At 63.6% G+C, this 19207-nt stretch carries 20 protein-coding genes; 18 read left to right on the forward strand and 2 right to left on the reverse strand.

Translation table 11 applies throughout. From position 1 onward, the window contains the following. The first annotated feature begins 7 nt into the window (after positions 1-7). The 3 genes from aroC to cobO all read left to right on the forward strand — a co-directional run bounded on the left by aroC (position 8) and on the right by cobO (position 2742). The gene (gene aroC / locus FCK22_RS05475) at positions 8-1117 is read left to right on the forward strand and encodes a chorismate synthase (RefSeq protein ID WP_067265786.1); all 1110 of its coding nucleotides are present in this window, start codon (positions 8-10) and stop codon (positions 1115-1117) included. A 10-nt stretch (positions 1118-1127) separates the two neighbouring features. Further along, positions 1128-2066: a DMT family transporter gene (locus FCK22_RS05480; protein ID WP_067265788.1), complete on the forward strand. Its 939-nt coding sequence runs from the start codon at positions 1128-1130 to the stop codon at positions 2064-2066. Positions 2067-2136: 70 nt separating this feature from the next. Continuing rightward, entirely contained in the window at positions 2137-2742 is a 606-nt protein-coding gene (gene cobO / locus FCK22_RS05485; protein ID WP_067265789.1) for a cob(I)yrinic acid a,c-diamide adenosyltransferase, read from the forward strand. A 57-nt stretch (positions 2743-2799) separates the two neighbouring features. Here the strand turns inward: cobO and FCK22_RS05490 are convergent, their stop codons facing one another. Beyond that, positions 2800-4347: an alkaline phosphatase D family protein gene (locus tag FCK22_RS05490; protein WP_067265791.1), complete on the reverse strand. Its 1548-nt coding sequence runs from the start codon at positions 4345-4347 to the stop codon at positions 2800-2802. Between the two features lie 206 nt (positions 4348-4553). Between FCK22_RS05490 and pcaF the strand changes: the two genes are divergently transcribed. The 15 genes from pcaF to FCK22_RS05565 all read left to right on the forward strand — a co-directional run bounded on the left by pcaF (position 4554) and on the right by FCK22_RS05565 (position 17190). Beyond that, complete coding sequence (gene pcaF / locus FCK22_RS05495) at positions 4554-5759, forward strand: 3-oxoadipyl-CoA thiolase (protein ID WP_067265794.1); 1206 nt, start codon at positions 4554-4556, stop codon at positions 5757-5759. A 28-nt stretch (positions 5760-5787) separates the two neighbouring features. Then, entirely contained in the window at positions 5788-6780 is a 993-nt protein-coding gene (paaA, locus tag FCK22_RS05500) for a 1,2-phenylacetyl-CoA epoxidase subunit PaaA (RefSeq protein ID WP_067265797.1), read from the forward strand. A 5-nt stretch (positions 6781-6785) separates the two neighbouring features. Next, positions 6786-7130 carry a 1,2-phenylacetyl-CoA epoxidase subunit PaaB gene (gene paaB, locus FCK22_RS05505; protein WP_231886377.1) on the forward strand — a complete coding sequence of 115 codons (345 nt, stop codon included), beginning with the start codon at positions 6786-6788 and terminating at the stop codon, positions 7128-7130. 35 nt (positions 7131-7165) lie between these two features. Continuing rightward, positions 7166-7888: a 1,2-phenylacetyl-CoA epoxidase subunit PaaC gene (paaC, locus tag FCK22_RS05510; RefSeq protein ID WP_067265812.1), complete on the forward strand. Its 723-nt coding sequence runs from the start codon at positions 7166-7168 to the stop codon at positions 7886-7888. Further along, entirely contained in the window at positions 7882-8430 is a 549-nt protein-coding gene (gene paaD, locus FCK22_RS05515; RefSeq protein ID WP_136720274.1) for a 1,2-phenylacetyl-CoA epoxidase subunit PaaD, read from the forward strand. Before paaC ends, paaD begins: the two co-directional genes overlap by 7 nt. Before the next feature lie 7 nt (positions 8431-8437). Beyond that, a complete protein-coding gene (locus FCK22_RS05520; RefSeq protein ID WP_067267638.1) occupies positions 8438-9502 on the forward strand; it encodes a 2Fe-2S iron-sulfur cluster-binding protein in 1065 nt (354 codons plus the stop codon). Positions 9503-9512: 10 nt separating this feature from the next. After that, the gene (paaZ, locus tag FCK22_RS05525) at positions 9513-11537 is read left to right on the forward strand and encodes a phenylacetic acid degradation bifunctional protein PaaZ (protein WP_067267640.1); all 2025 of its coding nucleotides are present in this window, start codon (positions 9513-9515) and stop codon (positions 11535-11537) included. Continuing rightward, entirely contained in the window at positions 11527-12306 is a 780-nt protein-coding gene (locus FCK22_RS05530; RefSeq protein WP_067267642.1) for a PaaX family transcriptional regulator C-terminal domain-containing protein, read from the forward strand. The genes paaZ and FCK22_RS05530 overlap by 11 nt, the downstream gene beginning before the upstream one ends. 54 nt (positions 12307-12360) lie before the next feature. After that, the gene (locus FCK22_RS05535; RefSeq protein WP_067267658.1) at positions 12361-12975 is read left to right on the forward strand and encodes a ribonuclease D; all 615 of its coding nucleotides are present in this window, start codon (positions 12361-12363) and stop codon (positions 12973-12975) included. Further along, positions 12972-13940, forward strand: coding sequence for a KpsF/GutQ family sugar-phosphate isomerase (locus FCK22_RS05540; protein WP_067267643.1), 969 nt, complete (start codon positions 12972-12974; stop codon positions 13938-13940). The genes FCK22_RS05535 and FCK22_RS05540 overlap by 4 nt, the downstream gene beginning before the upstream one ends. Before the next feature lie 6 nt (positions 13941-13946). Further along, the gene (lptC, locus tag FCK22_RS05545; protein ID WP_067267645.1) at positions 13947-14555 is read left to right on the forward strand and encodes an LPS export ABC transporter periplasmic protein LptC; all 609 of its coding nucleotides are present in this window, start codon (positions 13947-13949) and stop codon (positions 14553-14555) included. A gap of 5 nt (positions 14556-14560) precedes the next feature. After that, positions 14561-15055 (forward strand): lipopolysaccharide transport periplasmic protein LptA, encoded by a 495-nt coding sequence (gene lptA / locus FCK22_RS05550; protein WP_067267647.1) that lies wholly within the window; start codon positions 14561-14563, stop codon positions 15053-15055. Beyond that, entirely contained in the window at positions 15052-15810 is a 759-nt protein-coding gene (lptB, locus tag FCK22_RS05555) for an LPS export ABC transporter ATP-binding protein (protein WP_136720275.1), read from the forward strand. Before lptA ends, lptB begins: the two co-directional genes overlap by 4 nt. A gap of 308 nt (positions 15811-16118) precedes the next feature. Further along, positions 16119-16685, forward strand: a complete 567-nt coding sequence (gene raiA, locus FCK22_RS05560; RefSeq protein ID WP_067267651.1) for a ribosome-associated translation inhibitor RaiA — start codon at positions 16119-16121, stop codon at positions 16683-16685. Positions 16686-16725: 40 nt separating this feature from the next. Further along, positions 16726-17190 (forward strand): PTS sugar transporter subunit IIA, encoded by a 465-nt coding sequence (locus FCK22_RS05565; protein ID WP_067267653.1) that lies wholly within the window; start codon positions 16726-16728, stop codon positions 17188-17190. A gap of 37 nt (positions 17191-17227) precedes the next feature. On the opposite strand, the gene FCK22_RS05570 is transcribed toward FCK22_RS05565, so the two are convergent. Further along, a partial coding sequence (locus FCK22_RS05570; protein WP_136720287.1) for an efflux RND transporter permease subunit occupies positions 17228-19207 on the reverse strand: 1980 nt, incomplete at its 5' end.

Genomic DNA, 19207 nt, shown 5'->3' on the forward strand with positions numbered 1-19207 from the left:
TCCGCCCATGTCGATCAACAGCTTTGGCCATCTTTACCGGGTCACCACATGGGGCGAGAGCCACGGGCCCGCCCTTGGGGCGACCATCGACGGCTGCCCCCCTGGCGTGCCGATTGACGAGGGCATGATCCAACAGTGGCTCGACAAGCGCAAACCGGGCCAGAACAAATACACCACACAGCGGCGCGAAGCGGATGAGGTGCGGATCCTGTCGGGCACCTTTGAAGGGGTCACCACCGGCACGCCGATCCAGTTGATGATCGAGAACACCGATCAACGCTCGAAAGACTACGGCGACATCAAGGACAAGTTCCGCCCCGGTCACGCCGATATCACCTATTTCCAGAAATACGGCATCCGCGACTATCGCGGGGGTGGCCGTTCCTCGGCCCGGGAGACCGCCGCGCGGGTGGCGGCGGGCGGTCTGGCGCGTGAGGCGATCAAAGCGCTGGTGCCGGCGCTTCAGATCACCGGCTACATGGTGCAGATGGGGCCGCATAAGATCGACCGCGAAGCGTTCGATTGGGACCAGATCGACCAAAACCCCTTTTGGGTGCCGGATGCCAAAGCAGCGGCGGACTGGGCCGACTACCTCGACGGGCTGCGCAAATCGGGCAGCAGCGTCGGCGCGATCATCGAAGTGACGGCGCGCGGCGTGCCTGCGGGCCTCGGCGCGCCGGTCTATGGTAAGCTCGACACCGATCTGGCCGCCGCGATGATGAGCATCAATGCCGTCAAAGGCGTGGAGATCGGCGAGGGCATGTCGGCGGCGATGCTGACGGGCGAATTGAACGCCGATGAGATCACCATGGGGCCCGATGGGCCGGAATATTCCTCGAACCACGCGGGCGGCATCTTGGGCGGGATCAGCACCGGGCAGGATGTGGTGCTGCGTTTCGCGGTGAAGCCGACCTCCAGCATCCTGACCACGCGGCGCACGATCACGAAACAGGGCGAAGAGACCGAGATCATCACCAAGGGCCGCCACGATCCCTGCGTCGGCATCCGCGCAGTGCCGGTGGGCGAGGCGATGATGGCCTGCGTGCTGCTGGATCACCTGCTGCTGCATCGCGGACAGATTGGCCAGAACCGCGGCATAATCGGCCCTGAGGCGTGAGGATCAAAGCATGAAAGTCGATGATTTCTCCGCCCGCCCCGCCCTTGGTGTCGGACTGAAAATCACGGCGATCCTGCTTTTCACCTGCATGTCCGCGATCATCAAATCGCTGGCCGACGAGGTCCCCGCCGGGGAGTCGGTCTTCTTCCGCTCCTTCTTTGCCATTCCGGTGATCCTGATCTGGCTGGCGCAGCGCGGCAAATTGAAAAGCGGGCTAAAGACGCAAAACCCGATGGGCCATGTTTGGCGCGGGCTCTTCGGCACCACGGCGATGGGGCTGACCTTTACCGGCCTCGGCCTGCTGCCCCTGCCCGAGGTCACGGCCATCGGCTTTGCCACACCGATTTTCACCGTCATCCTCGCTGCCGTATTGCTGGGCGAGAAAATCCGGCTGATCCGCGTGAGTGCCGTGGCGATTGGGTTGGTGGGGGTGATGATCATCCTTTGGCCGCGATTCACCAGCATCGGCACGATGGAGCAGACAGCCACCATCGGCGCGTTGCTGATCCTGATGGCGACAATGGTGCGCAGCCTCGTGCAGATCCACATTCGCCAATTGGTGCAGAACGAAGATACCGCCGCGATCGTCTTTTACTTCTCCTGCACCGCCTCCTTGCTGGCGCTCTGCACCCTGCCCTTCGGCTGGGTCATCCCCGATCTGCAAACCTTTGGCCTGCTGGTCCTCGCCGGGCTGATCGGCGGGGTGGCGCAAATCCTGATCACCTCGGCCTACCGCTTTGGCTCAGCCTCGATGCTGGCCCCCTATGACTATACCTCGATGCTTTTCGCCATCTTGCTGGGCTATGTCTTCTTTGCCGAACTGCCTACGATGATGATGCTGGCGGGCGCGGCGCTGGTGATCAGCGCGGGCGCGTTGGTGATCTGGCGCGAGCGGCAGTTGGGGATGGAACGGGGCAAGGCGCGGTCTGTCACCGATCCCAAAGCGTGATCGAATGCGGGCTTTCGCCCGGCCCGGCCTCTCCCTATGGTGCCCCAAAACCGGATAGAGGAGATGACCGATGAGCGACGCGGATCCGAAAGATCACAAGGAAAAGATGCAGCAGCGTCAGGCCGAGCAGCGCGCCAAGGTGGCCGAGTTGCAAGACCCGGACAAGGGTCTGGTGCTGGTCCATACCGGGCCGGGCAAGGGCAAATCCTCTTCTGCTTTCGGCGTGGTGGTGCGCGCGCTTGGCTGGAAACAGCGCGTCGGCGTGGTGCAGTTCATCAAGGGCAAATGGAAAACCGGCGAACGATTGTTCTTTGAACGGTTGGATGAGGTGACATGGCACACGATGGGCGAAGGTTTCACTTGGGACACCCAAGACCGCAACCGCGACATCGCCGCCGCCGAGGCCGCATTCGGCAAGGCGCGCGAGATGATGGAGAGCGGCGACTATGACCTTGTGGTGATGGATGAGATCAACATCGCCATCCGCTATGAATACCTCAAGATCGAAGATGTGATCGCCGGGCTCGACGCGCGCGACAAGCGCACCGCCGTGGTGCTGACAGGCCGTGACGCCCGGCCCGAGCTTTGCGACTATGCCGATCTGGTGACCGAAATGTCCGAGGTCAAACACCCGTTCAAAGCGGGCATCAAAGCACAGCGCGGCGTCGACTACTGAAACGAAAAGGATCGCCCGCTTCCGGGCGATCCTCTCACTGTGCCATGCGGAGGGCGCTTAGATCGTCGCGCCCTTGGGGTCGAGCGTCACCGAGTAAAGCTCGGTATCGGCGCGGTCCATCAGACGCACTTTCATCTGCTGGGTCTTGGCGTCGATATCGACCAAGCCAAAGAATTGCAGACCGGCGGAGGGCGGCAGGTTCACCTGACCTTCTTCGGGGGCTTTGACGTATTTCAACTCGGGGCCAAAGGTGCCGTCCAATTCGTTCGGGCCAAAGGTGCCCGCGTGCAGCGGGCCCGACACAAACTCCCAGAACGGGTCAAAGTCCTGAAACTGCGCTTTGTCGGGGTTGTAGTAATGCGCGGCGGTGTAATGCACATCCGCCGTGAACCAGACCACGTTGTCGACCTGCGCGGTCTTGATGAAACGCAGCAGCCCCGCGATCTCTTGCTCGCGGCCCTTGGCGGCGCCATTGTCGCCATTGGCAACCGCCTCGGCCCCGCCGCCGACGACCAGACCGATGGGCATGTCGCAGGCGATGACCTTCCATGTGGCCGCCGAATTGGTCAGCTCACGCTTGAGCCATGCCATCTGCTCGGCCCCGAGGATATCGGTGGCCTGCGACATCTCGGTCTGCATGTTCTCGCTGTTCGGCCCCCGGTAGCTGCGCAGGTCGAGGAAGAAGACATCCAGAATCGGACCGTAGTTGATCTTGCGGTAGACCCGGCCCGGCTCGGCGGGGGTGATGCGCAGCGGGGTCATCTCATGGAAGGCCTGCGAAGCGCGGGCGGCAAGGACATGGATCGACTTCTCGCTATAGCGGTCGTCTTCCATCAGGCTGCGCGAGGAGGACCAGTTGTTCACGACCTCATGGTCGTCCCACTGCATGAAGGTCGGCACATGGGCGTTCATCTCGCGCACATGGTCGTCCATCAGGTTGTATTTCCACTGACCGCGGTATTCGTCCAGCGTCTCAGCCACCTTGCGTTTCTCGTCGATGATGGTGGTGTTCTTCCACATCGTGCCGTCGTCAAGCTGCACCTCATCCTCAAGCGGGCCATCGGCATAGATGGTGTCACCGGAATGCAGGAAGAAGTCGGGGCGGTGTTTGGCCATGGTCGCATAGGTGCGCATGCCCTCATCGTCGATGCCCCAGCCCTGACCAGCGGTGTCACCGGACCAAGCAAAGCGCACGTCGCGGCGCGCGGTGGGCGCGGTGCGAAACTGGCCGATGATCGGCTCGGAAGTGGCATTGATGTCGCTCAGGTCCGCAGCGGTGAAGCGGTAAAAGATATCCTGATCCGAGGGCAGCCCTTCGACCAGACGTTTCACCGCCAGATCGTGGTTCGGCAACGCGTTCATCGGCGCAAGCTGGCGCGCGTTATCAAAGCTCTCGGTGGTGGAGATTTCGACCTGCACCCGTGCCGGGCGGTCGGTGCGGGTCCAGATCATGCCGGACTGCGTGTCGACATCGCCCGATTGCACCCCATGGGTAAACACCGGGCGTGAGGCTGCACGGCTGAGGCTGGGCATGGCAAGGCTTGCGGCAAAGGCGGTGGAGCCCGCCAGCACAGCGCGACGGGTCGGGCGGATCAGTTTGGTCATCGTGAGCTTCCTCTGAGGGTGGCGATGGCGGCACAGAACCCCCGGCGCGTGACAGATGGCCGACAGCTGCGTGACTCTTTGGCAAAGCTTTGGTGACAGCGCGATGACGTGTTACCAAAATCCGTACCCCATTTTCATTCCGTAACATTTTGATTGAACCGAATCGCCCCGATGTGTAGATTGCGGTGCAACAACAGGAGACCCCCATGCAGGCATTCATCTGCGACGCGCAGCGCACCCCCATTGGCCGTTACGGCGGCGCCCTCTCTTCGGTTCGCGCCGATGATCTGGCCGCCGTGCCGCTGAAAGCGCTGATGGAGCGGAACCCTTCCGTCGACTGGGCGCGCGTCGATGACGTGATCATGGGCTGCGCCAATCAGGCAGGCGAAGATAACCGTAACGTGGCGCGTATGGCGTCGCTATTGGCTGGCCTGCCGGTCGAGGTGCCGGGTGCGACGATCAACCGTCTCTGCGCCAGCGGGATGGACGCCGTGGGCGCTGCCGCCCGGGCGATCCGCGCGGGCGACATGGACCTCGCCATCGCGGGCGGGATTGAGAGCATGTCGCGCGCGCCCTTCGTGATGCCCAAGGCCGAAACCGCCTTTTCGCGCAACAACGCCGTCTATGACACCACCATCGGCTGGCGCTTTGTGAACCCGAAGATGAAGGCTGAGTTCGGCGTCGACTCGATGCCCGAGACCGCCGACAACGTCGCCGCCGACCATGACGTGTCGCGCGAAGATCAAGACGCCTTCGCCGCACGTAGCCAGGAACGCTATGCCGCCGCAGCCGAGAAGGGCGTCTTCGCCGAGGAGATCGCCCCGGTCACCATTCCGCAGCGCAAGGGCGAGGACGTGGTCATCGACAGCGACGAACACCCCCGCCCCGGCACCACGTTGGAGAAACTGGGCAAGCTGCGCGGCATCAATGGCGCCGACCTGACCGTGACCGCGGGCAATGCCTCGGGCGTGAACGACGGTGCCGCGGCGATGCTGCTGGCCTCCGAGGCGGGCGTGAAGGACCACGGCCTGGCCCCCATCGCCCGCGTCGTGGCCATGTCGGCGGCGGGCGTCGAGCCGCGCGTCATGGGCATCGGCCCGATCCCGGCGGTGCGCAAGGTGCTGGACCGCGCGGGCCTGACGATCGAGCAGATGGACGTGATCGAGCTTAACGAAGCCTTCGCGAGCCAAGGCCTCGCCACGCTGCGCGCGCTTGGCGTGCCGGATGACGCACCCCATGTAAATGCCAACGGCGGCGCCATCGCCATCGGCCACCCGCTTGGCATGTCCGGCGCACGTCTGGTGATGACGGCGGCGCTGCAGCTCAAGCGGACGGGCGGCAAATACGCGCTATGTACCATGTGTGTGGGCGTGGGTCAGGGCGTTGCCCTGATCCTCGAAAACGCAGGCTGACACTTCTTTCCTCGAAAGGAACGGACCGATGTATGCACAGATGATCAAATCCACCGGCAAGGGCGTCAAATCCCTCGACGAGATGGACCCCGACGAGCGCGCCTTTCAGGAACGCATCGACGCGGGCGGCAAGATCGAGCCCAAGGACTGGATGCCCGACGGCTATCGCAAGAACCTGATCCGCCAGATCGGACAGCATGCGCATTCCGAGATCGTGGGCCAGTTGCCGGAAGGCAACTGGATCACCCGCGCCCCGACGTTGGAGCGCAAGGCGATCCTTCTGGCCAAGGTGCAGGACGAGGCCGGGCACGGCCTCTACCTCTACTGCGCGGCGGAAACGCTGGGCGTGACCCGAGACCAGATGACCCGCGACCTCCTTTCGGGGAAGATGAAGTACTCCTCGATCTTCAACTATCCGACCCTGACATGGGCCGACATGGGTGCCGTCGGCTGGCTCGTCGATGGTGCCGCGATCATGAATCAGGTGCCGCTGCAGCGCACCTCCTACGGGCCCTACGCCCGCGCCATGGTCCGCATCTGCAAGGAAGAAAGCTTCCACCAGCGCCAAGGCTTCGACATCATGATGAAGATGGCCAATGGCACGCCCGCCCAGCGCAAGATGGCGCAAGACGCGCTCAACCGCTTCTGGTTCCCGGCGCTGATGATGTTCGGCCCCTCGGACAAGGACTCGGTCCATTCCGCGCAGTCGATGGCGTGGAAGATCAAGATGAACACCAATGATGAGTTGCGTCAGAAGTTCGTCGACGAGACGGTGCCGCAGGCCGAATACCTTGGCCTCACGATCCCCGACGAGACACTGAAGTTCAACGAAGAGACTGGCCACTACGACTTTGCCGAGCCGGATTGGGAAGAGTTCTTTCAGGTGCTCAAGGGCAATGGCCCGTGCAACACCGAACGGCTGGCGGCGCGCAACATGGCTTGGGACGAAGGCCGCTGGGTGCGCGAGGGGCTTTTGGCCCACGCCGAGAAAAAGCGCAGCAGACAAATGGCAGCGGAGTAAGCGACATGAGCAGCCCTGAATCCAGCGAATACAAAGGCACCGAAGCCGCCCCCCACGGCGACGCACGGCCCACCGAATGGCCCCTGTGGGAAATCTTCATCCGCGGCCAGCACGGGCTGAGCCATCGCCATGTCGGCAGCCTGCATGCGGCGGACGCGGAAATGGCGATCAAGAACGCCCGCGACGTCTATACCCGCCGCAACGAAGGCGTGAGCATCTGGGCGGTCGAAGCCAGCGCCATCGCCGCCTCCTCGCCCGAGGAGAAAGGCGCGCTTTACGAGCCCGCCAACGACAAGGTTTACCGCCACCCGACCTTCTACGACATTCCCGACGAAGTGGGGGCGATGTGAGCGGCACCGATCCCAAGTTCGAATTCCTCTGCCGGATGGGCGACAACGCGCTGGTGCTTGGCCACCGCGTCTCGGAATGGTGCGGCGTGGCGCCGGTGCTGGAAGAGGACATCGCGCTGGCCAACGTGGCGCTCGACCTGATCGGTCAGACGCAGCTTTGGCTCGGTCTGGCGGGCGAGGTCGAAGGCGAAGGCCGCGATGCGGACAAGCTCGCCTTTCACCGCGATGTCTGGGACTTCCGCAATGTCCTGCTGGTGGAACAGCCCAACGGCGATTTCGGCCAGACCATGATGCGGCAGTTCCTCTTTGACGCCTGGCATCTGGCACAGCTCACCGCGCTGATCGATTCCAGCGACAAGCAGATCGCCGCCATCGCCGAGAAGTCCGCGAAGGAAGTGACCTATCACCTCGAACGCTCCTCCGACACGGTGATCGGCCTTGGCGACGGGACCGAGGAAAGCCACCGCCGAATGCAGGCGGCGCTCGACCTGCTTTGGCCCTATGTGGGCGAGATGTTCATTGGCGATGATGTCGACGCCGCCATGGCCGAAGCCGGCATCGCACCCGATCCGGCGAGCATGCGCAAAAGCTATGACCAACTGGTCGGCGACACGCTGCAGGCGGCGACGCTGACCAAGCCCGAGGATGACTTTGCCCATAGGGGCGGGAAAAGCGGCGCGCGGCACAGCGAACATCTGGGCCATATGCTGACCCAGATGCAGTGGCTGCAACGCGCCTACCCGGACGCCACATGGTGAAACCCGCCCCCCACAGCCGGCCCGCCCCCGCGCCGGTGCCGGGGGTGGTGCGCCGGCCCGCTTCGCGCGGCCCCGCCCGCGGCGAAAAGCCATCGGTCGAGACGGTCTGGGCGTGGCTCTCCGCGATCCCGGACCCCGAGATCCCCGCGATTTCGCTCACCGATCTGGGCATCATCCGCGATGTGGCATGGCACGGCGACACGCTGGTCGTCACCATCACGCCGACCTATTCAGGCTGCCCCGCCACCAGCATCATCAACCTCGACATCGAGACGGCGCTGCACGGCCACGGGATCGAAAAGCTGGAGCTGAAGCGCCAACTCTCCCCGCCTTGGACCACCGAATGGATGAGTGACACCGGCCGCGCCAAGCTTGAAGCCTACGGCATCGCGCCGCCGCGCCCCGCCGGCGGGCCGCAGCACTGCCCGCACTGCCAATCGAAAGCGGTGGAGCGGATCAGCCAGTTCGGCTCGACCCCCTGCAAGGCGCAATGGCGGTGCTTGGACTGCCTTGAACCCTTTGACTATTTCAAATGTATCTGAGGCCCCGATGAGCCAGTTTCACCCCCTCACCGTCACCGACATCCACCACACCATCCGCGATGCCGTGGTGCTGACGCTGAAGCCGGAAGACCCCGACGCCTTCGCCTTCACCCAAGGCCAGTACCTGACCTTCAAACAGGATTTTGACGGCACCGAGCTGCGCCGCAACTATTCGATCTGCGCAGGGTTGGACGACGGCGAGTTGAAGGTAGGGATCAAACGCGTCGATGGCGGGGCCTTCTCGACCTATGCCAATACCGAGCTCAAGGTCGGCGACGTGCTGCACGCCATGCCGCCGCAGGGCAAGTTCTTCACCCCGATCGAACCTGAGGTGGCCAAGAACTACCTCGGCTTCGCGGGCGGCTCGGGCATCACCCCGGTGCTGTCGATCCTGAAGACGGTGCTGAAACGCGAGCCGAAGTCGACCTTCACACTGGTCTATGCCAACCGCGCGGTGAACACGATCATGTTCCGCGAGGAACTCGAAGACCTCAAGAACCGATACATGGGCCGCCTGACGGTGATCCACATCCTCGAATCCGGGCAGGACATGGAGCTTTTCGAGGGCCGGGTCGATCAGGACAAATGCAACGCGCTGTTCAAGCACTGGATCCAGATCGACACCATCGACACCGCCTTCATCTGCGGACCGGAACCGATGATGCTGGCCATCGCCGAGGCGCTGAAGACCAATGGGCTGGGCGAAGAGCAGATCAAGTTCGAACTGTTCAGCGAAAGCCAGCAGGGCCGTTTGGCGAAACAGGAAATGGCCAAGCGCAGCGAGGGCCAGAAGGGCACCGAGATCACCGTCATCATCGACGGCGCGCGGCGCAGCTTCACCATGCAGAAGGGGCAATCGGTCCTCGAAGCGGCGCTGGAGAACGGGCAGGAGGCGCCGTTCTCCTGCAAGGCCGGGGTCTGTTCGACCTGCATGGGCAAGGTGCTGGAAGGCGAGGTCGAGATGATCTCGAACCACGCGCTGGAGGATTACGAAGTCGAACGCGGCTACGTGCTGACCTGCCAAAGCTACCCGCTGAGCGACAAACTCACCATCGACTACGACACCCACTGAAGGAGCCGACATGCGCGATATCCACAGTTACGCCGCCGGCGAATGGCTGGCCCCCGGGGCCGGCGCCCGCAACATCGCCAGCGCCATCACCGGCGAGGTGATCGCGCAGGCCGGCAACGACGCACTGGACGCGGGCGCCATGCTGGGCTTTGCCCGCGAACACGGCGGCCCTGCCCTGCGCGCCATGACCTTCCACGACCGCGCGCGCATGTTAAAGGCGCTGGCGCTGCATCTGATGGAGCATAAACAGGCGCTTTATGATCTGAGCTACGACACCGGGGCCACGCTGTCGGACCACAAGATCGACGTCGACGGCGGCATCGGCACCATGCTGGTCTTCGCCTCCAAGGGCCGGCGCGAGATGCCAGACGCCCATGTCTACCTCGACGGCGCACCCGAGCAACTGGGCCGCGAGGGTCAGTTCATGGGCCGCCACATCTGCAGCCCGCTACAGGGCGTCGCCGTGCATATCAACGCCTTCAACTTCCCGGTCTGGGGTATGTTGGAGAAGCTCGCCCCCACCCTGCTTGCCGGCGTGCCGGCGATCGTGAAACCGGCCACCGCCACCTGCTATGTGACCGAACTTTGCGTGCGGCTGATGCTGGACAGCGGGCTGCTGCCGAAGGGTGCTTTGCAATTCGTGAGCGGCGGCTTGGGCGATATGCTCGACCTGCTCGGCTGTCAGGATGCCGTGGCCTTCACCGGCTCCGCCGACACCGCGCTGAAGCTGCGCGGCAATCCGAAGCTCATGGAAAACTCCGTGCGCTTCACCTCCGAGCAAGACAGCCTGAATGCCTCCGTCCTCGGCCCCGATGCGGTGCCGGGCACGCCAGAGTTCGACCTTTTCGTCAAGGAAGTGCAGCGCGAGATGACCGCCAAGGCGGGGCAGAAATGCACCGCCATCCGCCGGATCATGGTGCCGCACGCGCAGATCGACGCGGTGATTTCGGCCCTGTCCGAGCGCCTCGCCAAGACCACCATCGGCGATCCCCGCGCCGAGGACACCCGCATGGGCGCGCTGGTCTCGGGCAGCCAGAAACGCGATGTGTTGGAGAAGGTCGGGCTGCTAAGCGCCGAGGCCGAGCGCGTTTTCGGCGACCCCGACAACTTCACCGTGAAGGGTGCCGACCGCGACAAGGGCGCCTTCCTGCCGCCGATGCTGTTCCACTGCGCCGACCCCGATGCCGCCGAGCGCGTGCATGACACCGAGGCTTTCGGCCCCGTCTCCACCCTCATGCCCTACCGCGATCTCGCACACGCCACACAGCTTCTGAACCGCGGCCAAGGCTCGCTGGTGGCGTCGATCATCACCAATGACGGCGAGGTGGCGCGCGAGTTGACGATGGGCTCCGCGGCCTTCCACGGACGGCTCTACTTTAACAACCGCAAATCTATGGCTGAGGCCACGGGCCACGGCTCCCCGCTGCCGCATATGGTGCATGGCGGACCGGGCCGCGCGGGCGGCGGCGAGGAGCTGGGCGGCGTGCGCGGCGTGATGCATTACATGCAGCGCACCGCGGTGCAGGGCAGCCCCGACATCCTCACCGCCATCGGCAAGCAATGGGTGCCGGGCGCCGAGGAGATCACCGACCGCGCCCATCCCTTCACCCGCCGCTTCACCGAGCTTGATCTGGGCGAGACTTTCCATTCGCCCACCCGCGAGGTCACGCTCGAGGATATCGAGACCTTCGCCCATTTCACCGGCGACACCTTCTATGCCCACATGGATGACGAGGCCGCCGCCGCGAACCCCTTCTTCCCGGGGCGCGTGGCCCATGGCTACCTGCTCTTGAGCTTTGCCGCGGGCCTCTTCGTGCAGCCCGACCCCGGTCCGGTGCTGGCCAACACCGGCCTCGACAACCTGCGCTTCCTCGAACCGGTCTCGGCGGGCGACAGCATCAAGGTGCGGCTCTCGGTCAAGCACAAGACGCCGCGCAACGCGGAATATGGCGAGGTGCGCTGGCATGTGACCCTGACCAACCAGCGTGAGGAGGCGGTCGCAGAATACGACCTGCTGACGATGAATGCCGTCTGACCACGCGCCCTCGGTCGTCGCGGCACTCGCTGGCCTTGGCGGTCAGCGGGTCTGGTCGCTGATGGTCAGCCTCTTCGGCGATCTGGCACAGGGACAGGGCGACGCAATCGAAGGGCCGGTGCTGTCGCAGATCATGGCCGCGCTCGACGTGCGGCCCGAGGCAAGCCGCGTGGCACTGCACCGGCTGCGCAATGACGGCTGGCTACAATCGGTCAAGGCCGGGCGCATCAGCCAGCACAGCCTGACCGCCCAAGGCCGCGCGGAAAGCGCTGCCGCCAGTCCGCGCATCTACGCCGCGCCGCCGGACCTGTCGGAACCTTGGCAGATGGTCGTGACCGAGGAGAACGGGCGCGAGACCGACAACGCCCTGCGAGAGGCGGGGTTCATCGCCGTCCTGCCCCGCGCTTACGTCGGGCGCGCCGAGAGCGCAGCCCCCACGGGATGCCTTACCCTGCCCGGCACGCCGCCGCCCGAGTGGCTGCGCCGCGCAGTGGAACCCGCCGAGCTTGAGGGTGACTATGACGCGCTCTTGGCCGCGCTTACGGCCTTGGATGCCGAGCTTCCCGCGCCAGAGCAACTCACCCCCTTGGACGTCGCGGTCTTGCGCTGCCTGATCGTGCACAATTGGCGGCGATTGGTGCTAAAGCATCCCGCCCTGCCCGGCGGGCTGATCCGCCCCGAATGGTCCGGCTACCGCTGCCATTTGCTGGTCGACCGCCTGCTGCGCCGCTACCCGCGCCCCGCATTGCAGGATCTGGCCACCGCCTGACGCGGCGCAAAGCCCCGCTTTCCCATGCCGGACAAGCACGATATAGACGTGCTCATGACAAATTTCCTCTATCAGAACGACCTGCCGGATGACCTCGACCTTGGGCCGATGGTCGCGATTGATTGCGAAACGATGGGGCTGCATCCGCATCGCGACCGGCTTTGTGTCGTGCAGCTTTCGGGCGGCGATGGTCACGCGCATCTGGTGCAGGTCGCCAAGGGCCAGACCGAGGCACCGAACCTCTGCGCGCTGCTGGAAAATCCTCATGTGCTGAAGCTGTTCCACTATGGCCGCTTCGACATTGCCGCGATGCTCAACACCTTTGGCGCCACCGCGACGCCGGTCTATTGCACCAAGATCGCCAGCCGACTGGTGCGCACCTATACCGACCGGCACGGGCTGGCGAAGCTTTGCCAAGAACTTCTGAGCGTCGATATCTCGAAACAGCAGCAATCCAGCGATTGGGGGGCCGAAGAGCTGACCCAAGCGCAGATCGACTATGCCGCCTCTGACGTGCTTTACCTGCACCGGCTGCGCGATGAACTTAACAAACGCCTGATACGCGAAGGCCGGATGGACATGGCGCAGGCCTGTTTCGATTTCCTGCCCATGCGCGCCCGGCTGGATCTGGAGGGATGGCCGGACACGGACATCTTCGCACACGCATGAACACACCTTTCCTCGACACCGCCCGCCGGGTGATCCGCTGCGAAGCCGAGGCGCTGACCCTGCTGGCCGACAGCCTTGATGACCGCTTTCGCGCCGCGGTTGACCTGATGCGCACCTGCAAGGGCCGCGTGATCGTCACCGGCATCGGCAAGTCGGGCCATATCGGCAATAAGATCGCGGCGACACTAGCCTCCACCGGCACGCCCGCGCAATTCGTCCACCCGGCCGAGGCGAGCCACGGCGATCTGGGCATGATCACCGCCGCCGATGTGGTGCTGGCGATTTCCAACTCCGGCGAAGCGCCGGAGCTTGCCAACCTCATCGCCTATTCGCGTCGCTATGCCATTCCGCTCATCGGCATCACCAGCCGCGCCGAGAGCAGCCTTGGCCGCCATAGCGACGTGGTGCTGGAACTACCCCGCACGGCAGAGGCTTGCGGCACCGGCGTGGTGCCCACCACCTCGACCACGCTGACGCTGGCGATGGGCGATGCCGTGGCCGTGGCGCTGATGGAGAACCGCGCCTTCACCGCCGAGCATTTCCGCGACTTCCACCCCGGCGGCAAGCTGGGTGCAAGGCTGAGCCGCGTGGCCGATCTGATGCATGTGGGTGACAAGCTGCCGCTGGTCACCGCCGACGCCCCGATGCCCGAGGCGCTGAGCGAGATCAGCCGCAAGGGCTTTGGCGTGGTCTGCGTCATCGATGCGGAAGGCGCGCTGGCCGGGATCATCACCATGGGTGACCTCGCCCGGCATCTGGATGGCTTGATGACCATGACCGCCCGCGACGTCATGACCCCCGCGCCCGTGACCATCACCCCCGACGAACTGGCCGAAAAGGCCGTGGGCGTGATGAACAGCCGCAAGATCACCTGCCTTATCGTGACCGACCCCGCGCAGAACGACGGCAAATCGCCCATCGGGCTGCTGCATATCCACGACTGCCTGCGCGTCGGACTGGGGTGACGCCGGATGAAGGGGGATCGCCACTCTCGCGTCGTGTCGTGGCTGAAAGTGCTCTTTCCGCTGATCGCGCTGGCGCTGCTATCGACCCTATTCCTGCTGTCGCGGGCGATTGAACCGCAAGCCGTGATCCCCTTCGCGGACAAAGAGGTCCAAGAACGGCTGCGCGACCAGCAGATCACCGGCCCTTTCTATTCCGGCACCACGGCGGATGGCGATCTGATCTCATTCTCTGCCGAGAAACTGACCACCCCCGGCGGGGAGACCGGCACCAATGAAGCCGAGGAGATCGAGGCCACGCTAGACTTGGAGGGCGGCGCCCAGATCAAGCTCCACTCCGACAGAGGGCGGTTCGACACCGGCGCAGAGGCGGCGGAACTGGCGGGCGATGTGCGGGTTAGCACCTCAACCGGCTACGAAATCCTGTCCGAGCGGATGATCTCGAACCTCACCACGCTGGACCTGCAATCGCCTGGCCCGGTCCAAGCCACCAGCCCCGCGGGCGAGATCACCGCCGGCAGCATGGCCATCACCAACCGGCAGAACAGCGCCGGATCGCAATTGCTTTTCACAAAGGGTGTGAAACTGATATACACGCCGCAAGCAACGAAAGAGTAACTGCCTTGAGACACTTGTTTATTTTGATGCTGCCGCTGTTTTTCGCGCTGCAGGCCGCCCCTGTCTCTGCACAGTCTGCCAATGTCGCCTTCGGCGCGCTTGAGCAAGACACCAGCCAACCCGTCGAGGTGACCGCCGATAACCTGTCGGTCGACAATGCCACGGGCACCGCCGTCTTCACGGGCAATGTATTGATTTCTCAGGGTGAAATGACCCTTTCCGCCGGTAAGGTCGAGGTCGTCTATCGCGCCTCGGATCAGGGCATCGCCAAGCTGGAGGCCACCGGCGGCGTGGTCTTGGTCGCGGGGGAGGACGCCGCTGAATCGCAGCGCGCCGATTACGACATCGACGCTGGCACCTTGGTAATGCGCGGCGACGTGCTGATGACCCAGGGCCCCAGTGCACTGAGCGCGCAGGAAATGACAGTGAACCTGGACGACGGCACGGCGCAGATGTCGGGCGGCGTGAAGACCATTTTGCAGCCCGGCAGCGACAACTGATGCCGCCCGAGCTGAAAGTCGCCGGGGGCGATTCCGGCCTGCGCATTCAGCATCTGCGCAAGTCTTACCGCAAGAAAGCGGTGATCCGCGACTTTTCGATGGCGCTCGACCGGGGGGAGGTCGTGGCGCTTTTGGGGCCGAACGGCTCGGGCAAGACGACCACTTTCTACGCGGTGGCCGGTCTGGTCACGCCCGAAGGCGGGCGTGTCACCGTGGACGGCAAAGACGTGACCACCCTGCCCATGTACCGCCGCGCGCAGCTTGGCATCGGCTATCTGCCGCAGGAGATGAGCATTTTTCGCGGGCTGTCGGTGCAGGACAACATCAGCGCGATCCTCGATATTAGGGTCAAACACCGCCACCAGCGCCGCGAACGGCTGGAAGAGTTGCTGACCGAATTTTCCATCGAACACCTGCGCCGCGCACCTGCCCTGGCGCTATCAGGCGGGGAGCGGCGCCGGGTGGAAATCGCCCGCTGTCTGGCCGCTAACCCGAACTATCTGCTGCTTGATGAACCCTTTGCCGGGGTCGATCCGATCTCGGTCGGGGACATTCGGCAACTGGTTGCCGACCTCAAGAAGCGCGGCATCGGGGTGCTGATCACCGACCACAATGTGCGCGAAACCCTAGAGATCGTGGACCGTGCCTATATCCTGCATGAGGGCAAAGTTCTGATGTCTGGAACGCCCGAAGAAGTTGTGCAAAACGAGAATGTGCGCCGTGTCTACCTTGGCGATAATTTCCGTATTTCCTAAGACTTAGCGCGTTTTTCCGGGTCTTCCAGCCCTCGGCAAAGCCTTGCTCGCACGATGCGGAAAACCGCTCTGATTGTAGCGATAAAAGGATAGCACGCGCATCGGCGGCATTGACTTTCAAACCGAAACGCGGCCTCATTGAGCTATGGTGACATCGCGTTCCTGTTTGATCCTGCATCGCCCTTCCCGCGAAGGAACGGTCAAAATCATCCTGGTCGCAGCGCCATTCCTCCATATCTGAAAGTTGTCGCGCTCCACGCATGTGGACCGTTTGGCAATGTTCGGAACAAGAAAGACAAGGAGACGATATGCGGTATCAGATCAGTGGCAAACAGATCGACATTGGCGACGCGCTTCGGACACATGTCCGGACCGAACTGGACGAGGCGGTCAGCAAATATGCCGAACGCCCGACAGATGCGATGGTGGTGTTTTCCAAAACGGGCCACGAATTTGCCTGCGAGGCGACCGTGCATCTTTCCACCGGTCTTAATGCGTCGGCCAAGGCCAAGGCGACAGAGATCTATGCCGCCTTCGACAGCTGCTGCGAAAAGATGGAAAAACAGCTGCGCCGCTATAAGCGCCGCCTGAAGGACCATCACAAAGAACGCGCCGAACCGGTTGAACTTCTGGGGGCGTCCTCCTATATCCTCGCGTCAGACAGCGATTCAGATGCGCAGGAACCTGATACCCTCCAACCCATGATCATTGCAGAGATGCAGACGAAGGTGCCAACTTTGTCTGTCGGCGAAGCGGTGATGCAGATGGAATTGTCGGGCGATCCGGTGCTATTGTTTCGCAAGGAAGGCCAGGAAGGGATGAATGTCGTGTACCGCCGCGAAGACGGCAACATCGGCTGGATCGACCCTTCGTAACCCACGGCGGTAACTTCCGCCACAGAGCAGGGCGAGCGGAATGGATTTCGGCAAACTCCTCAAGCCAGAGGCCGTGAAGGTTTTGACTTCGGCTTCGAGCAAGAAGCGTCTGATGCAGGATATCGGCGAACTCGCCCAGCAAGCCTATGGGCTGCCGGCCGGCCAAGTGGTAGACGCGCTGATGACGCGCGAAACCCTTGGGCCGACCGGCGTGGGCCACGGTGTCGCCCTGCCCCACGCGCGGATTGACGGGATCGACAAGGTCGTCGGTGCCTTCGTGCTACTGGACAAACCGATTGATTTTTCCTCGGTCGACCGGCAACCGGTCGACGTGGCCTTTGCCCTCTTCGCCCCCGAAGATGCGGGGGTGGAGCATCTCAAAGCGCTGGCACTGGTGGCCCGCACACTGCGCGACACCAGCATCTGCACCAAGCTGCGGTCGAACCCCGACCCGGCCACGCTTTACACCATCCTGACCGAAGACAAGGCCGATAAGGCCGCCTGATCCTAGGCCGCCTGACCTTCGGCCACCTGACCCTGCGCTAGACAGCGACCGGTTCCGGCTCTGGCGGGGTCGGCTTTGCGCGTTTCGCTTTCTTCTCTCCCAGCATCAACATCGCCGGGGTCACCACCAGCGTCAGCACGGTGGCCACCACCAGACCGCCCGCGATGGCCGAGCTCAGCTCGGTCCACCATTGGGTGGAAGGCGCGCCATAGACGATCTCGCGCGTGAAGAAGTTGATGTTGAGGCCAATCACCATGGGCATCAGGCCAAGCGCCGTGGTGACCGAGGTCAGCACCACGGGCCGCAAACGCTGCGCCCCGGTGCGCAGCGCAGCCTCTAGCGGCGACAGCCCGAGTTTCTTGAGGTCGTTATAGGTGTCAATCAGAACGATATTGTTGTTCACCACGATCCCCGCCAGCGCGATGACCCCGATGCCGCCCATGACCACCCCGAAGGGCCGTCCGGTAATCAGCAGGCCAAAGAGCACCCCGGCAATCGAAAAGACGATGGCCGACATGACGACGAAGGCTTGGTAAAAGCTGTTGAATTGGATCACGAGGATCACGAACATCAGGAAAATCGCGGTGATGAAGGCGCCGACGAGGAAGATCATCGATTCCTGCTGGTCCTCCGCCTCCCCGGCGAAGGAGGCTTCGACACCCGGCGGCAAGTCCATCGCGTCAATCGCGCTGCGCAGCGCGACGGTCTGGTCGTTCACCAAGACACCCGGCGCGACATTGGCCTCGATCGTGACCACCCGCTCTTGATCCACCCGCGTGATCGTGCCGGTCCGCGGACTCGGCTCGAAAGTCACGAAGTTCGAGATCGGCACCAGCCCTGCGGAGGTCGGCACGCGCAGCGATTGCAACTCTTCCAGCGTGCGCTCATCCGACGGGAAGCGCACATTGATGTCGATGGAGCCTTCGGCGTCGTCAGGCCGGTAATCCGCGACCGTGATGCCCCGCGTGAGCAGTTGCACCGCCTGCCCCAGCGTCGAGATATCGGCCCCGAACCGCGCGGCCTCGGACCGGTTCACGGCGATGCGCCATTCCACCCCCGGCAGGGGGCGCGAGTCGGTCACATCGGTGAAACCGCCGATATCGGCCATCTTCTCGCGGATCTGATCCACCACCTGCTGCTGCACCTGCGGGTCATGCGCCTCGATCCGCAGATTGACGGGTTTGCCCGCCGAGGGGCCGTTCGATGCGGTCTGCACCTGCACGTCGATCCCCGGAATGGCCGCCATCTCGGTCCGGATTTCCTCGCCAATGATGGCGGCGGGGCGGCGTTCGTCCCACTCGGTGAACTCCACCTGAATGGTGCCGATCAGATCGGCACTGTCGCGGTTGCTGCTGCCGGTGCGGGCATAGACGCTGGCGATCTCGTCATAGGCAAAGAGGCGCTGCTCGACCTGCCGCACCAGCGCGTCTTGTTCGTAGATCGAGAAATTGTCCCGCGCACGCACCTGCACCTGCGCAAAATCAGGCTCTACATCGGGGAAAAAGGTGATCCCATTGCCGAATTGCGCATAGGCCGTGAAGCCGCCCATCAGCATGGAAATGGCAAGGATCAGGGTCATCCACGGGCGCAGGATGGCGAATTGCAGCAGTTTGACATAGCCACCGGTAAAGCCTTTCAGGTCACGCGGGTCGCCCTGTTCAGCGGCATGGAGCGTCGCCTTGTCCTTAGCCGATTGCGGCGGGCGCTTGCCGATAATCCCGCCGACGACGGGGATAAAGACCAGCGCCATGAAAAGGGATGCGGTCAGGGTCAGGATCACCGTAATGGGCAGGAATTTCATGAACTCCCCCACCGTGCCGGTCCAGAACAGCAGCGGGAAAAACACGCTGAGCGTCGTCGCCGTTGAGGCGATGATCGGCCATGCCATGCGTTTGGCGGCATGGGCATAGGCGGCGCGGGGCGAATGCCCCTCTTGCAGGCGGCGGTCGGCAAGTTCGGTGGTCACGATGGCCCCGTCCACCAGCATCCCCACCACGAGGATGAGCGAAAAGAGCAG

The sequence above is a fragment of the Sulfitobacter sp. 15WGC genome (assembly GCF_005068605.1).
Classification (GTDB): Bacteria; Pseudomonadota; Alphaproteobacteria; order Rhodobacterales; family Rhodobacteraceae; genus Sulfitobacter; species Sulfitobacter faviae.